The 15,255-nt window shown below is 67.9% G+C and carries 11 protein-coding genes; 5 read left to right on the top strand and 6 right to left on the bottom strand.

The annotated features are described in order from the left end of the window. The first annotated feature begins 102 nt into the window (after nt 1-102). The gene (locus tag FLX07_RS30285) at nt 103-1,152 is read left to right on the top strand and encodes an alpha/beta fold hydrolase (protein ID WP_208762468.1); all 1,050 of its coding nucleotides are present in this window, start codon (nt 103-105) and stop codon (nt 1,150-1,152) included. Nucleotides 1,153-1,168: 16 nt separating this feature from the next. Continuing rightward, complete coding sequence (locus FLX07_RS38070) at nt 1,169-1,843, top strand: MmcQ/YjbR family DNA-binding protein (RefSeq protein WP_223854149.1); 675 nt, start codon at nt 1,169-1,171, stop codon at nt 1,841-1,843. Between the two features lie 214 nt (nt 1,844-2,057). Here FLX07_RS38070 and FLX07_RS30275 read toward each other — a convergent pair whose 3' ends face one another. Continuing rightward, a complete protein-coding gene (locus tag FLX07_RS30275) occupies nt 2,058-3,467 on the bottom strand; it encodes a DHA2 family efflux MFS transporter permease subunit (RefSeq protein ID WP_229689902.1) in 1,410 nt (469 codons plus the stop codon). A gap of 533 nt (nt 3,468-4,000) precedes the next feature. Here FLX07_RS30275 and FLX07_RS30270 point away from each other — a divergent pair. Next, nucleotides 4,001-4,456, top strand: a complete 456-nt coding sequence (locus tag FLX07_RS30270) for a MarR family winged helix-turn-helix transcriptional regulator (RefSeq protein ID WP_167748446.1) — start codon at nt 4,001-4,003, stop codon at nt 4,454-4,456. A gap of 472 nt (nt 4,457-4,928) precedes the next feature. Here the strand turns inward: FLX07_RS30270 and FLX07_RS30265 are convergent, their stop codons facing one another. Together FLX07_RS30265 and FLX07_RS30260 are read right to left on the bottom strand one after the other, a co-directional pair. Beyond that, nucleotides 4,929-7,763, bottom strand: a complete 2,835-nt coding sequence (locus tag FLX07_RS30265) for a peptidoglycan-binding protein (protein ID WP_142575100.1) — start codon at nt 7,761-7,763, stop codon at nt 4,929-4,931. A gap of 13 nt (nt 7,764-7,776) precedes the next feature. Continuing rightward, entirely contained in the window at nt 7,777-9,747 is a 1,971-nt protein-coding gene (locus FLX07_RS30260) for a VWA domain-containing protein (protein WP_142575099.1), read from the bottom strand. Nucleotides 9,748-10,340: 593 nt separating this feature from the next. Between FLX07_RS30260 and FLX07_RS30255 the strand changes: the two genes are divergently transcribed. Beyond that, nucleotides 10,341-11,894 carry a hypothetical protein gene (locus FLX07_RS30255; protein WP_142575098.1) on the top strand — a complete coding sequence of 518 codons (1,554 nt, stop codon included), beginning with the start codon at nt 10,341-10,343 and terminating at the stop codon, nt 11,892-11,894. A gap of 202 nt (nt 11,895-12,096) precedes the next feature. Here the strand turns inward: FLX07_RS30255 and FLX07_RS30250 are convergent, their stop codons facing one another. Beyond that, nucleotides 12,097-12,546, bottom strand: coding sequence for a DNA-binding protein (locus tag FLX07_RS30250; protein WP_142575097.1), 450 nt, complete (start codon nt 12,544-12,546; stop codon nt 12,097-12,099). Between the two features lie 327 nt (nt 12,547-12,873). Between FLX07_RS30250 and FLX07_RS30245 the strand changes: the two genes are divergently transcribed. Further along, the gene (locus FLX07_RS30245) at nt 12,874-13,623 is read left to right on the top strand and encodes an aminoglycoside 3'-phosphotransferase (protein WP_142575096.1); all 750 of its coding nucleotides are present in this window, start codon (nt 12,874-12,876) and stop codon (nt 13,621-13,623) included. 103 nt (nt 13,624-13,726) lie between these two features. On the opposite strand, the gene FLX07_RS30240 is transcribed toward FLX07_RS30245, so the two are convergent. Together FLX07_RS30240 and FLX07_RS30235 are read right to left on the bottom strand one after the other, a co-directional pair. Next, nucleotides 13,727-14,563 (bottom strand): HpcH/HpaI aldolase/citrate lyase family protein, encoded by an 837-nt coding sequence (locus FLX07_RS30240; protein ID WP_167748445.1) that lies wholly within the window; start codon nt 14,561-14,563, stop codon nt 13,727-13,729. Beyond that, nucleotides 14,560-15,144 carry a MaoC family dehydratase gene (locus tag FLX07_RS30235; protein WP_229689903.1) on the bottom strand — a complete coding sequence of 195 codons (585 nt, stop codon included), beginning with the start codon at nt 15,142-15,144 and terminating at the stop codon, nt 14,560-14,562. Before FLX07_RS30235 ends, FLX07_RS30240 begins: the two co-directional genes overlap by 4 nt. Nucleotides 15,145-15,255: the final 111 nt, after the last annotated feature.

Genomic DNA, 15,255 nt, shown 5'->3' with positions numbered 1-15,255 from the left:
ACGTCGATCCTCACCTGATCGATAGACCGCAGCCTTGCACGTCGGCACCGCGTACACGGCGCCTGCAGTGAACGCCGAAACGCACAGGGAAAGAACAAGAAAGTGAACGACATCAAGCAGGCCAGCGAATATCCGGGCATCGGAATAGGAAGGCACAACAGGTTCAGTGCGCCCATTACGGCGTTGGTGGCTCTCCTGGTGGTCCCCGTGGCGTTGAGTTCTGGAGCACGGGCCGAGAGTCGCGAGCACCGCTCAGTGGCGGCGCAGTCGCCTTATCCGCAGTCTCAACCACCCGCTGGTTTTCGGTCCAAGTATGCGGAAGTAAATGGCTTTCGCATGCACTACGTGCGGGGTGGCAAAGGTTCACCTGTGGTAATGATCCACGGGTTCCCCGAGGATTGGTCCGAGTGGCGGCAGGAGATGGGCCCGCTCTCCAAGACCCACACCGTGATCGCTGTCGACCTGCGTGGCGCCGGCGAGTCCCAGGTCACCGAGAGTGGTTACCAGGCAGCGCAGTTGGCGAAGGACGTGCATCAGCTGCTGACGCAGCTGAAGCTCAACAACGGTGTCCAGGTGGTCGCCCACGATATCGGGGTGTGGGTCGCCTACGACTACGCGGCGCAATTTCGGTCGGAAGTGCGGAGCATGGCTGTGATGGAAGCTCCCATCCCGGATAAGAGCATCTACGGCTACCCCGTGCTAAACGCCGATCCGAACAAGCCAGCGGCGTGGCACTTCGGCTTGTTCCAGCTGCCCCTCGCTGAACGCCTCATCGCCGGTCACGAACGCGTCCTCGTCCACGACATGATGACCGAGTACCTGGCGGGTGACAAGTCGCCGTTCACGGCGTCGGACTTTGACTTCTACGCCCACTTCCTGAAGGAACCCGGCCGCACGACGGCCTGGATGAACGTATACCGCGGGCTCCGCACAGACGTTCATCGGAACAAGGAATTCCTGGCTCAGGGCAAGTTGAAGATGCCCATCCTCGCGATCGGTGGTCAGAATTCCTTCGGTTCAAGGGTCCCCGACCAGTGGCGTGAGTACGCCGTGAACGTCCAGGGACGAGTCCTGAAGAATACGGGCCACTTCGTGACGGAGGAGAGGCCGAAGGAAGTGACTGCTCTGCTGCAGTCCTTCCTGCAGAAGTAGCTTTCACCGTCAAGGGATGAGCAATGACGCGAAGGCCATCTCGTTCTCTGAAGCCTCGTTGTCGTTGCAGCGTGTCATGCCAGAGGCCGTCCCGGTCATCGCCACTGTCCTGGCCGAGCAGGACGGCCCTGTGGCCCAGGGCCCGAAAGCCGATCTTCGGCAGGTGTGGGCGCAGTTCACCGATCCGCAGGATCGGCGGGCGACGTCATTCGCTGGACGCCGCCGTTCGTGGCGGACATGCGGGAGACGCCACCTTGGCCTTGACCGGGCGGTCAGGGCACTCGGATCGATAGAGGAGTTGGTCACCTTGGACGGACAGGAACTGCAGAAGATCGCGGGCGACTGCACTGCGGAACTGCCCGGCGCCGACCTGGAGCGTCGTCTCGGCCCCGACTGGGAGGTCTACAAGGTGCGCGGCAAGGTCTTCATGCTCATGACCGACATGCCGGGGCACCCCGTCGTGATCCTGAAAGCTGATCCGGACAACGCCGCAGCCCTGCGTGAGCAGTACGCGGACATCACCCCCGGCTATCACATGAACAAGAGGCACTGGATCACGGTGGAAGGCGGGGGCACCATCGAAGAGCAGCTGGTGAAGGAGCTCGTGATCGACTCCTACCGTCTCGTGGTCGGCGGGCTTCCCAAGTCCGAGCAGCCCGTGGATCCGCGCACCTACGGCCGCCGCGCCTGACCTTCGTCACATCCGTCAGCGGCGAGAAGCTCCAGGACAGCGCGCGCGACACGGCGCGGGCGCTGCCCGGGTCAGCGGTGCGCGGCGGGATCCCGGCCCTCTCGCCGGCGGGCCGGCGCCTCGGGCGAGACGCCGGCGGGGCGAGCCGTCCTCCCCCGTCGGCCGTCCACCGTACGGCTTTCGCATGCCGTGACAACGCATGAAGCCCAGGTCCTCAGTGAGCGTGCGGCCCCGCAACGTGCTGCGGTCTGCCGCCTGGGACCAGAGTCAAGGCGACGAGGGCACCGAGGGCGGCGCTGACGGCGCACACCGTGAAGGCCGTTCCGAAGCCGGTGATCGTGCCGGTCTCGATACCGACGGCCGCGACGGTGGAGACGACGGCGACGCCGACCGACCCGCCGACCTCGTGGAAGGTGTTGACCACGCCGGATGCAAGGCCGGCCTCCTGATGGGAGATGTAGCCGAGTGCGGAGGTGGTGGCCGCGACGAACACGGCGCCGAGGCCGGCGGCAGCCACGGCGAACCCGGGGATTAGGACCGCCCAGACGCCGGCCCCCGCGGACAGGCCGGTGAGCAGCCAGGAGCCGACGGCGGCAAGCGCCAATCCCGCGGCGGCGATCGGACGGCTGCCTGTGCGCCCGACGAGACGACTGCCGACGTGCGCACCGATTCCGGTGGACATCGCGACGGGCAGGAACATGAGGCCGGTGCCGAGGGCGGTGTAACCGCGGACGTGCTGAAGGTAGACGGAACCGAGGAAGAAGAATCCGATCAGCAGCGCGCTGGCGACCAGCATGAGGAAGGCACCCGCGAGGACGGGACGGCGGGAGAGCATGTGAACGTCCATAAGCGGCGCACGAACCCGCCCTTCCACGATGGCGAATCCGGCGTACAGAACCAGGGCGGCGATCAGTGCCACGAGCGTCGCCGTCCCGCCCCAGCCGGCGTCGCCCGCTGTGACCAGTCCGTAGATGAGGGAGGCGGTCGCCCCGGTGACCAGCAGCGCCCCGAGCAGATCGATCCGGCCCCGCTGAGCCTGGCGTGCTGGAGCCGGGACGGTGAACGGCAGGGCGACCAGCACCACGGCGCCGACAGGGACGTTGATGAAGAACACCCATTCCCAGCCGGGGCCGGCCGTGATCGCGCCGCCCAGGATGACTCCCGCCGCCGATCCGATGCCGCCCAGAGCGGCCCAGACGCCCAGCGCTTTGTTGCGCTCGGCGCCGTGGAAGGCGGTCGTGACGATGGACAGCGCCGCCGGGGAGAGCAGGGCCGCTCCGACTCCCTGCGCGACACGACCGGCGATCAGCACGGATCCGTTCGCGGCCAGGCCCGTTCCAAGCGACGCGAGGGTGAAGACGGCGAGACCGGCCAGCAGGGTCCGTCGCGCGCCGAGCCCGTCCGCGAGTCGGCCGCCCAGCAGCATCAGCCCTCCGAAGCAGAGGGTGTAAGCGGTGACCACCCACGTGAGCGTTTCGCGGTCCAAGTGAAGGTCGGCGCTCATACTGGGCAGCGCGACGTTCACGACGGTGACGTCGAGGATCAGCATGAACTGGGCCAGGCACACCAACGCGAGGGCGGCCCAGCGGCGCCGGTCAGGTGGGGTCCCGGGATGTGCCTGCACGGCATGCGAATGGTGAGCAGAGACGGGATGGCTCACGAGAGACCTCCGGAAGGGGATGTGAAGGCTGCACGACGAACCCGAGCGCAGCGGGTGAGTCGAGCAGTTATGTGCGGGTCAGCGCGGCTCAGTCACGAGGGGGGCAGGGCAACCATGGCGACTCCCGGCTCGAGGCCGGCCGGCGTGCGCGCGACGTCGGGCCTCTCGCGCGATTGGGAAAGAGGCGGCGACCAGGCATGCAGCGATCAGCATCAGGCTCGGGACCTGAAGACCGTGTGTGAGCCCGTACACCTGGCCGGCCGCACGGATCCCGGCGTCATCGCGGGCCGGTGCAGGATGACCCCGAGCAGGAGCAGCGGGCTTCCGGTCCATCCGGTCACAGCCGCGGGCCGGCGCAGCGAGCGGGACCATTTCGCGATCCCGCATGTCCTGCGGTATCTGCGTAACTGCCACGATCCCACCCCCTCATTAGTTGTACGATGCAACTCTTAGAGAGAGTAGTGAGCAGAGTTGTATGTTGCAACTATGGAGGATCTGTGCGGCAGGAACCGACGCCCGACGGCCTTGAAGCGCTCCTGATGGAGCTCGTCATCGAGATGGGCCTTCAGCGGGGCGACGCGCTGGTGCCGGATCTCGCGATGACTCTCTCCGAAGGGCTGGCCCTCCTGGAGATCTGGCACACGGGCCCGGTGCCGCAGCAGCACATCGCCGACCGTCTACGCCTGGAGAAGAGCAGCGTCAGCCGCCTTGTCGCGGGGCTGGAGCGTAAGGGCTGGCTCGTCCGGGAACGCGATCAGGCCAACCGTCGCTACTACCGCCTCATGCTGAGTGACGCCGGTCGTGCCGTCGTGACACGAATGTCGACGCACCTGCACGAGCGTCACGGCCAGGTGCTCACGAGGCTTTCGGGCACCGAACGCTCCGCTCTGGCCGTGGCGCTGCCCGCTCTCACCCGTGCTCTGCGTGAGACCACCGCCGCAGCGGCCACCTGAGGAGATCGCCGGCCGTCGATGGTCACGATGCTGGGCAAGGGCGAACACGCGCCACCCCAGATGATCAGGCCTGGTCCAGTTCGTACATCGTGCTCGACTCGGCCTGTTCGTCCATGTGTCGCGTGGTCGAGCGCGGCGGCGAACCGGTTGAGCTTGAGGTCACCGTTCTTCGCCATCCCCGCTACCGTCTGCCCGAGTTCGGCTGCCGACCTCCCCGATCCAGCCAGCGGGCGAGCATCCGGCCCGCGGGTGTGCGGAGCGTTGAGGCCCGTCCGGCCGCTTCCCTGGCGGTGGCGCGGGGCAGCCGTACCCGCCCGGGACGCTACAGATCATGACCGACATTCCGCCGATGCCTACCTCGCTTGCGCCGGTCGGACGCCGATGTGCTGCGAGTGCGGCATAGTCGGCTCAGCGCCGCAACATGTCGCCCGCAGAGCCGAGTCGGCTCAGGACACCAGGGCCGGCTCGCGGATCAGTCCGGTGGTTCCGCGATCAGGCGCCCGGTCACAGGGTCGTAGCGCACCTCCACCGGAACCACCTGGTCGGTCGGAAGGACTTCCATCCACTGATCGAAGATCTGGAAGTGGGCGTCCGGGTTGCTCGGGTCGGGCTTGCGAGGATCAACCCGGAAGCCGCCCTGCAGAGGGTAGAAGCCGTGTTCGTAGACCTTCTCCACCGGGGTCGACGACACCTTGTCGTCGTCGTGAATGCTCACGTCGTTGGGGAACTTCCTGACCTGCACCGATTCCTCGTGCTTACGCGTGACGTCCAGGCACAGGAAACGGATAGCGTCGGACAGGGTCGGGACGTCGCCCACCGGGTCGTGCGGGTCGGCGGTCAGCAGGCCGTGCCTGATCTCGTCCAGCTCTGCCGCCGAGGCGGCGTAGGGCTTGTCCAGCCCGTCGATGCCCTCGACGTTCATCTGCTGCAGCCAGTTGACGGCCGCGCGTTCCCGCCCGGGCCGCACCGGGATGACCGCTTTGACCCAGGGGGCATTCAGGAAGGCGTTGCGGTGATTGTCGCCGTCCAGCTGCAGCAGCCAGCCGAGTGAGCTGCCCAGCCTCGCGGGTTGCGAGTCGTGGGTGATGTAGTAGTTGTCCGTACGGGCTTCGTGATCGGCCCAGTCCGTGATCGACGAGGCGCCGAACGGGTGAGCGGACCCGGCGTACTGGCTGTAGTGCGTGCGGGGCTTCCACCACTCAGGGGCCACGAAGTACAGCATCTTGTCGACGTCGAAGATGGCGTTGATGAGTTCGGACAGCACGTGCCTGAGTTCGTCCGCCTCGGCGCTCGCGGGCATGTTGTAGAAGTGGTCGGACATCAGCGTGCGAATCAGCTGGCGGTAGACCACCGTCCGTTCCTCTTCGCGCAGCTCCTCGAACGGCCGGGAGCGGATGTCGGCCGCCTGCTCGATGCGTTCCTTGGCCGCCCGCTGGAATGCCTCCTCGGCCGCGCGTTTCTGCGCCCGCGACGCGGCCTCCTTGTCGGCGACGATTTTATTGTTGGCCGCCTCGATCTCGGCGATCTTCTCTGGGGTCGGGACGAAGGCCAGTTCACCTACCAGGACGTAGTCGACTCGCTTGTCCCAGCTGATCCCCGAGGCTCCAGCGAGGACACCGACTTGAATCTGGTTGGTGCCGACCAGTTGACCGACGAAGGCGTATCGCTGGCCCTCGGAACCCTCGCCAGCCAGGGAACTGATCGAGAGAGCGACCCGGCCTCCTGGGTTCTCGAGCTGGTAGCCCGTCTCGGGTTGTACGGGCAGAGACACAGTGTCGAGCGGAATGTAGCCCAGATCCAGGTGGTTTCGTTGCCGGCGATCGCCGAAGTTCCAGACCGCGTTGACCTGGAACGACTTGACGATGCGCGGAGGAACCGGGATCTCGTTCTGGTCGGGCTGCGGCTGCAGGTCGGCCGGCTTGGCGATGTGCACGAGTTCGGCCAGGCCGAGGGCGCGACCCGGCTCGTCGACGAAGGTCTCCCAGCAGAGAAACGTGCCGATGTCCTGCACCTGCACGCCGACCTGCCGCATCTTGCGCCGCAGTTCGTAGTTGATGAGCTCGGCGGTGGAGTTCTGCAGGACGTAGCGTTTGCTCGACACGTCGGTTGTCTCGGTGACCGTTTTGAAGGTCGACTGAAAATTCTGCCGGATCTGCGTGGACAGCTTCTCCGTCTGTTGCCGCATCCGCTTGTGCGTCTCTTCGCGCGCGGTCTGCTGGGTCCGGTCGAGGCTGAGGCTGGCCGTCGCGGTCGCGTTGCCGCTGCCCCAGGACTGGTGCACCGTCGAGGTGATCCCCAGCTTCACGTCGTCCCGGTTGTCCTGTTTGACCGCGGCGCTGATCTCATCCTGGTCGGTCGCCGTGCGTTCGACCGCTGACGTGGTCTCGTAGAGGGTGGAGGTCGTCCGCTCCACCGTCACCTTGCGCGTGCTGACCTCGACCAGCTCCACCGAGGAGCCGGGGCTGAGCCAGATGTGGCCGGTCGGGGTGCCCAGGAAGGTGTCGAGCTCGAAGAAGTACTGGCGGAACAGGTGCACGATGCCGATCGGGGAGAGGCTCACGTCGGCCAGGTCTTTGTTCGGGCGGAACAGGACGAACGGATCGTCGTACGCCTCCCGGGCCTTGGCCAGGAACGCCCGCACGGCTTCGTCGGTCGGTACGACCGAGGAGGGCGGGTAGAACAAGCGGTTGAGCGTCGCCACGTCGCCCACGGTGAACAGGTCGTTCAACAGTTGCGCGATCACCGATTCCCGCTCGAGGTCGGCGAGGGCCCCGGCCTTGGCGATTTCCCGCGCCACGTCCTGCCGCTGCTGGTACTGCGCTGGATCCTCGTTGGGAAGTCGCTGCACCGCACGGGCCGCGACCTTGATCCGGGTGGCGGTCGCGTCGCGCCACTTGGGGAAGACATCCCTCTCCAGCCGGATCTTGAACGAGTCCTCCAACGACGGCGCCTCGCCAGCCCCTCCGACGTTGGTGAAAACGCGCTTCCACTCCTCGGCGTTCTGCGGTGCCCGCCTCAGCCGCTTGAGGCTGTCGCCGACGGAGGCGAAGAACAGGCTGTCATTCTGCGACTTCGGCCGCTCACCAGCGTGCTGGGCCGGCGAGACGTGCCCCAGGCTGACCGTGTCGCCGTCGAACCGCACGTCGACGTCCGGCACGTAGGCGTCCGTCGGGATGCTGATCCCGTCGATGTCGTTGCCGACCCGGATGAGCTTGCGCCTCGATTTCCACCCGATCAGCGGCTGGTAGACGCCGAATATCTCGCTCGCATAGGGCAGCTTCCCCCGGAAGCCGGTGTAGTCGGTCATAAATCCCCCATGTTCAGTCCGGACCGCCTTCGAAGGGTTCGTCGCCGACGACCACCGCGGTGGTCAGTCGCCGCCGGAAAGCGGGTACCGGACCGAGCTCGAACTGCTCGGACTCGGACACCGGCTCTCCTCCTGCGACCGCGACGCTGCTGTCCGTGCTCTCGACCGTGACGTCGAACACGTAGGTTCCGGGTGCGTTGTGCGTGTCGTCGAACCGCGCGGTGTACCGGCCGTCCGAGGCGAACACGTCGGCGCCCGACGGATCGCCGTCGTCCACGAACCGCAACGGGGCTCGGCCACCATCGGGGAGGCGCACGACGCCGCGCACCAGGAGATTGGTGACCGGCCGGTCGTAGTACATCCGCACGAACACCGGGATCTGGTCGCCGGGCTGGTAGGCGCCGCGCCCGACCGTCACGCCGCCATCGATGTGCGGGTGCTCGCTGAACACAAGCAGCCTGGCGTCGAGTTCCGCCCCGCCGTCCAGGGCGGTGACCTCGACCGCCCAGGGCCCGTCGACCGGGCGGTCGACCGCGAACGCCGCGTACGGGCGTTCGCCCCGGATCTCGTGCACGCCGGCGGGCAGCGCACCGACGGCGATGGTCTCGCCGTCCGGCGCGTGCAGGGTGAGCTCGAGCGAGGACCTGGGGGTGTTCCAGCTGACCAGGAAGGTCGCGGCCTCGCTGCCGGGCTCGATGTCCACGGTGCGAGTGACGGTCCGCTCGCCCTCGAGGAACGGCAGGGGTTGAGCCGCGACGATCCCGCCGTTGTTGCGCACCAGGCCGAAGACGCGTTCCAGCTCGTGGCGGATCTCTTCGGCCTGCTTGACGCCGGGCTGCGTGGTGGCGATGCGGGCGAACTCGCCGCCGGTCGCGTCCGCGATGCGCTGCAGCAGCGCGGTTCCCACCGAGATGCCGACACCGATCGTGTAGACCCGGACCCGGGCCTTGACCAGGTCGGGCAGGACCGACTCCGGATCCTCGCCGGTGTTGTGGATGCCGTCGGTGACCAGGACCGCCGTTCTGGTCGTCGCGTTCGCGCCCGAGGATGTCACGGCGTCCAGCGCGGCCCGCAGCCCGTCACCGATCGCGGTGTTCCCGCCGGCCGAGATCGCCGCGACCTCGTCGTGTGCCTGGGTTTTGTGGCTCGTGTCCTCCATCGCGAGGACGGGCGAGTCGAGACTCGCGCTGTCGGCGAAGGACACCACGCCCAGCTGTTCGCCGGCCTTCGCGGCGTCGAGCATGAAATGCGCGCCGATCTTCGCCTCATCGATCTTGCCGTCGTCGGCCATGCTCCCCGAGCGGTCCAGCACGATGACCAGCCGCGGGCCGGAGGTCTGGGTGACCCAGTCGATGCCCGAGAATGTGCCTCCCGAGGCGGGCGCGGCGAGCTCGGGGAAGGCCGCGACCATCGTCTCCCAGCAGGACGTGCCGTGAACGCTCTGCTGCAGCGTGTCGCCGTCGGGATCGTGGTTCTCCCTCGTGCAGAAGCGCCTGACGCGACCGGGCACGAGCGGACCGCCCGTGCCGGCCGGTCCGAACCGGTCGCCTTCGGTCCAGGCGGCCTCCATGACACATACGTCGCCCGTGGCGTCCTCGACACACCAGGCCGGTACGTCGCCGGGGCCCACGAACTCGTCGCAGACGCCGTACGCGTACTGCGCGAAATGGCGCAGGATCACGAACGGCTTGAATCGCTCGTCGCCGTAGAGCACCATGTGCGCGCCGGGCTGGCCCAGGCCGAGTTCCGGCGAGTTGGATCGGCCGTCATCCTCCAACAGCCAGGCGTCGGCGTCGTGGCCGCCGGTCGAGGCGTTGCACACCCGGATATCGCCGAACTGGTGGCACCCGTTCGTCGCGTCGAACAGCAACCGCGAGGCCTGCTGGAACGATGCCCGCCATTCGTCGATCCGGGCGGCGTCGGCTACGTGACGAAACGAGACGGTCAGGTGAAAATGACCTGTGTCGAGATAGCCGATACCCATTCACGCCTCACAGCTCGGATCGCGGTCGGATTATCGGATTCTTCGATCCGGGGCGGGCGCAAAGAATGAGTTGGATACCGACGCGGTCGGGTGAGTCACCGCTTCCTGCATCGGATATCTCTTCAGCGCATTACACGCTAGCCAGTATCGGTCACCTCGTCAACGCTCGAGTTCGCGCGCGATCCGCACTATCCTTGCCGGCCACTGTGCGGCGAATGAGGCGGTTGACCTGAGCAGAGGCACACCGTCACAATCGCAAGTGGGCCGACTCTGGTGAGCGGCCGGAATGAGCCGATTGAGGCCAGTACGGTCTCGGGGTCAGAGAGCCGGGGTTTGCTGGCGTGTTGAATTCCGGTGCCGATGTCGCGCCACTTGGACCAACCGTTGCGCCGTTCGGACGAACAGGGCGCGCGCCCGGTTCGTCAAGCGGAACGGCTCTCTGATCGGCCGCTGCGGCCATGAGCGGCCAGATAAGGCCGATTCCCCCGATTGCGCGGCCGACGACGGCCCGGCCCCCCGCTGTGCCCGCGCCCTCGCCACCACCGCCGCCGGCCGATCCGGCCCCACCACCGGCCGTAAGCCCGGAGTCCTCGGTGCCGCCGACCGGGACGCCGTCCCAGCGGCATCGACGTGCCGCGTCGTCCGACGTAGATGTGGCCGGCCGGAGTGGAATCTATCGGCTCGACATCGACCTGTACGAGGGACGGGTGGCGCTCTTGTCGCGGCACGGCCCGCCGCTGCGGGGATACGTCTCGACAGACCTTGACGAGGGCGCCTACCTGCTCACCGTCGACCGCAAGAACAGTCTGTGGAAGTTCCAACGAGGTCAGGTGAAGACCGGGCTGAGGTTCACGGTCGACCTGGACGGTCCCGATCCCTTCACCCTGCACTACGAGGAGCCGCTTACCCTGCTGGCCCGCCCTGGCATGCGGTCGTCGTCAGACTTCGACTCGGTAAACGTGCTCGTCGGGGCGCTCTACAAGCTCGTCGACGAGGACCACAACCTGGCTGCCGCCTGGCTGCTGCTGATCGGGCTATCGGACGTGCTGCTCTACGACACGATCGACCAGCTGTGGTCGGTAGATCAGCTGGGCCAGCACATCGTCATGGCCCTTCTCGCGGATTTCAACCAGTCCAAGGACGTCATCGACGACACCGACGGAATGTGCCGGGTGCTGCGTGCCCTCGAGAGTTTCTCGGCGAAACCCGCGGATCTGCATGTCGACTCGTTCACGTCTTATGTAATCGACCCCGACAGTCGCCGCCCGGACCCCGAACGTGCCGCGCTCGGTCTTTCCACTCTGCAGATCAGGTTCACCTACGACAAGCATCCGCCGCGCCGAAGCCTTGTGATCTACGCCGACGACATATACTCGTCAGACCGCTCGGACGATCTGCCAGTGTACGGACCGGGCTGCCTCCGATATCCGAGGTGGTTCACCCGGAAATCGACCCCGCGAATGCACGAGGCCAAGACCGCGGTCCTGGAACGTCTGGGCAACGAGAACCTCCTCGCAATCATCGAACAGTCGAAACAAGCGTTCGACGAGATCTCCCTCGCGTGGACCATCTACGGCCTGGCCGGCCCGATCGCCTCTGCCGTTGTCAGAGCCAGGGCGGGCAGCGCGGAGTTGCCCGGATCGGCCGGCGCCGCCCGGCTGCAGGAGCGACCGTGGAAATGGTCCGGAATCCAACCGGCGCGCGGCGGACCGGGTGAATGGGTGCCCGACTTCGAAGCGGGTGCCAACATGCGCCCCGAGGACGCCTGGTATCAGCTCTCCGCCGCAGGCACACCTCCGGGATGGGGGTATCGCGTCAACGGCGTGCAGTTCGAGAACTTCATCGACGGTCGCTTGATCGACACGAAGAACTGGCATTACTGGGGGACCGTCAGCAGATCCATGCGCGGATACAGGGGGTCCGAGATCGCTCTGGAGAAGGTGGCGGACGCCCGGGCGCAGCTGCTCGTGGCCCGCAACGCGGGCGTGCGGCTGCAGTGGCGGGTGCCGACGGAGGACGTGGCTCGGGTGGTGCGGGAGGGGTTCGCCTACCACGGGCTCGGTGAGATCGAAGTCGTTTGCCAAGCGGCTGAACGGATGCCCCTGCGTTGGCAACCGAAGATACCCGCAGTCCTGTTCGGCGACTGATTCGCCGAGCCGGCTCAAGCGGTTCTTCCGCACGTTGGGCAGGTCGGCGGCAGCGTAGACGCACGCGTCGGCAACGCCCAGGCTCAGAGTCGTAGAGCCGGCCCTCACACTTCTTGAGCGCCCGCGACACGCTGCTCGGTCCTGTACGCCCGCGCCTCGGCCGCCGAATCGCTCCTGGCCGCCGCGTCCGCCACGGAGCCGCCTACCGGCCTTCGTCGGGGTCGATCGCGGTGCGGTCCACCAGCCGTTCGTAACGCTGCCGGGCGGCCTGCGGGGTGCCGAGCCCAAGGCCGAAGGCGATCTCCTGCCACGTCATGCCGCGCCCCCGCGCCATCTGGAGGAGCGCGGCCTCCAACTCGTCCATCTCTGCCCGGGCCTGGGGGACGAGAGTCAAGGCGGCCGTGATGTCGGCCTGGTCCACCTCCGGCTCGCCGTCATCGAGCTGCGCGGCCCCGCTCAGCAGGAACGACACGAGTCTGACGGCTTCGTGGGGTCCCATCACGGAGGGGTGGACCTGCCGGCCGCGTTGCTCGTCGGTGGTGGCGTGCCGCTCGGCGACACGGAACAACGACGCGTGGACGCGCTGCGCGCGCGCCGCCTCCGGACGCGGAGACGTGAACGGATCGAGGGGCTGCTCGGCGGTCGGTCTCATACCGTCAAGAATGTAGCCACAACTGTTCATTGTCAACGTACTGTTGTGAACATCTCGTTCAAGCGGCAGCGTGACCCGCAACTCCCGCGCGATGCGCCCGACTCGCCACGCGAGAACCGCTCCCCCGCCTCCAAGCGCAGCCGCTCGCGCCGCTCCTGCTCGTCCGGAGTGTGCCCGCCCGCTGCCGCGTTCCTCATGACCCGGAGACAGCGCGCCCCGCAACGATCCGTCAGCCACCACGAGAACGCCACGAGTTCATCCTGAGTACGGGCTCTGTGGCGGTGCGGTCGCAGCCCTGCCACTGCTTTTCGCGGGAGAATGGTGGTCATGAGCCGGCTCCCCCTCGCCTCGATCCCGGCCGGGCCGGTGGCCATGCCCGGCGCCGTCGCCGAACTCGCCGCGGGCGACACCGTCACTCCGGTATGGCGCAACCAGCTCGGCGGCCTGACGTTCCGGCTGGAGGACGCGAACGGCGGCACGAGGTACGTCAAGTGGGCCGCCGCCGGCACCCCGGAGATCGACCTGCCCGGCGAGGCGGAGCGCCTGGAATGGGCCGGGCGGTGGGCCGCCGTTCCTCGGGCGTCGGCGTGGGGCTCGAACGCGGACGGCGCCTGGCTCGTCACGGCGGCGCTTCCCGGCCGCTCGGCGGTGGACCCGCGCTGGACCGCCGATCCCGCCACCGCCGCGGCGGCGATCGGCCGGGGGCTTCGCCTGCTCCACGACGCCCTGCCCGTACAGGAGTGCCCGTACGACTGGGGCGTCGAGCGACGGCTCCGCGGTCGCGACGAGGCGGCCCGGCAGCGTCTCGGCGAGCCGCCCGCGGTCGACCGCCTCGTCGTCTGCCACGGCGACGCCTGCGCTCCCAACACCCTGCTGCACGATGACGGGACGTTCGCCGGGCACGTCGACCTCGGCTCGCTGGGCGTGGCCGACCGGTGGGCCGATCTCGCGGTCGCCGCCTGGAGCACGGAGTGGAACTACGGCCCGGGGTACGACGGCGTCGTGTACGACGCGTACGGCGTCGCCCCCGACCCCGAGCGCATCGCCTACTACCGGCTGCTGTGGGACCTGGCGTGAATCGCCACTCTCCCCTGTCCTGCTTCTTGTCCTGTCCTGGAGATACCAGGGCAGTTCGATCACGTTGCCGCCGGGGCCTTCAGACCGACCGAGGTCGCCCGCTTCACGCCGACTCCTCCCCCGCGGAGTCGACGATGCGACGGGCGAGCTCCAGACGAGGTTTGTCGATCATCTCTCCGTCGACCCGTACGGCGGCGCCCGCGGATCCGGCCGCCACGTCGAGCACGCGCCGGGCCCAGTCCAGCTCCCCGTCCGAGGGCGTGAACGCGCTGCGGACGAGAGCGACCTGACGCGGGTGCAGACACAACTTGCCGGTGAATCCCAGGGCCGCCGCCCGGCGGGTGGCCCCCAGGGTCGCCGCATCATTGTCGATCTCGGGCTCGACCCCGTCGACGGGCCCGGGCAACCCGGCGGCCCTCGCCGCGAGGACGACCTTGCTGCGCGCGAACAACAACCCCTGCTCGTCGCCGCCCCGCGAGGGAATGCCCATGTCGAGGCAGAAGTCGAGGTTTCCGAACAGCAGCCGCGCCACGCCCGGCGCCTGTGCGATGAGATCCGCGTCCCGTACGCCCCGGGCGGATTCGAGCAACGCGAAGACCGGTACCCGCGGGCCGAGCACGGCGGCCACCGCCGCGACGTGCTCCGGCGCCTCGGTCTTGGCAAGGACCACTCCGGCCAGCCCCTCGGCCCCGGCGAGCGCCGCCAGGTCGTCATCGTGCCACGGCGTGCCGATCCCGTTGACCCTGACCAGTGCCGGGTGGACGGAGACGTGGCCGGCGGCGGCCGCCCGCGCGTGGGCCTTGTCCTGCGGGGCGACGGCGTCCTCGAGGTCGATGATGATCGCGTCCGCGCCGCTGGCGGCGGCCTTCGCGAAGCGGTCGGGCCGGGTCCCGGGCACGAAGAGCAGGGTCCGCGCCGTCGTCCCGTACGCCTCGGTCACGGTGTGCCGGGACGCGGGTCGAGACCGGCGGCCCGCAGAGACCTCTCGTCCCACCGGGGTTCGACGACGGTGCGGGTGGGACCATGCCCCCGCCGGTAGACCAGAAGGGTGCGCTCGAAGCTGATCACGATCACGCCGTCCTGGTTGAACCCGATGGTGCGCACCTCCACCACGCCCACGTCGGTACGGGACTGCGACTCGCGCACCGAGAGCACTTCCGACTGGGAGTAGATCGTGTCGCCTTCGAAGACGGGATTGGGCAGGCGCACCCGGTCCCAGCCCAGGTTCGCCATGACGTTCATGGACACGTCGTGCACACTCTGCCCGGTGACCAGGGCCAGGGTGAAGGTCGAGTCGACCAGCGGCCTGCCCCACTGCGTTCGCTCCGCGTAGTGCCGGTCGAAGTGGATGGCCGCCGTGTTCTGGGTCAGCAGGGTGAGCCATGCGTTGTCCACCTCGGTCACCGTACGGCCCAGCGGGTGCCGGTAGACGTCGCCGACGACGAAATCCTCCAGGTAACGGCCCTCCCAGCTCACTGACGGCGTTCGGGGAGCCGGGGAGGCGGTTCCGTTCTCGTCCACGTCGGGTCTCCTTGTCGATGGTGTCTGTACGTCGGTGCCGCCCTCGGCATGCCCGGAGCGGCGAAGGCGGGAAGCGGCTGCTCCTATGGATGTCATACTGCGAGCTCTGGG

Source organism: Microbispora bryophytorum, assembly GCF_006874465.1.
Lineage (GTDB): Bacteria > Actinomycetota > Actinomycetes > Streptosporangiales > Streptosporangiaceae > Microbispora > Microbispora bryophytorum.
This window is presented reverse-complemented; position numbering and strand designations above follow the sequence as displayed.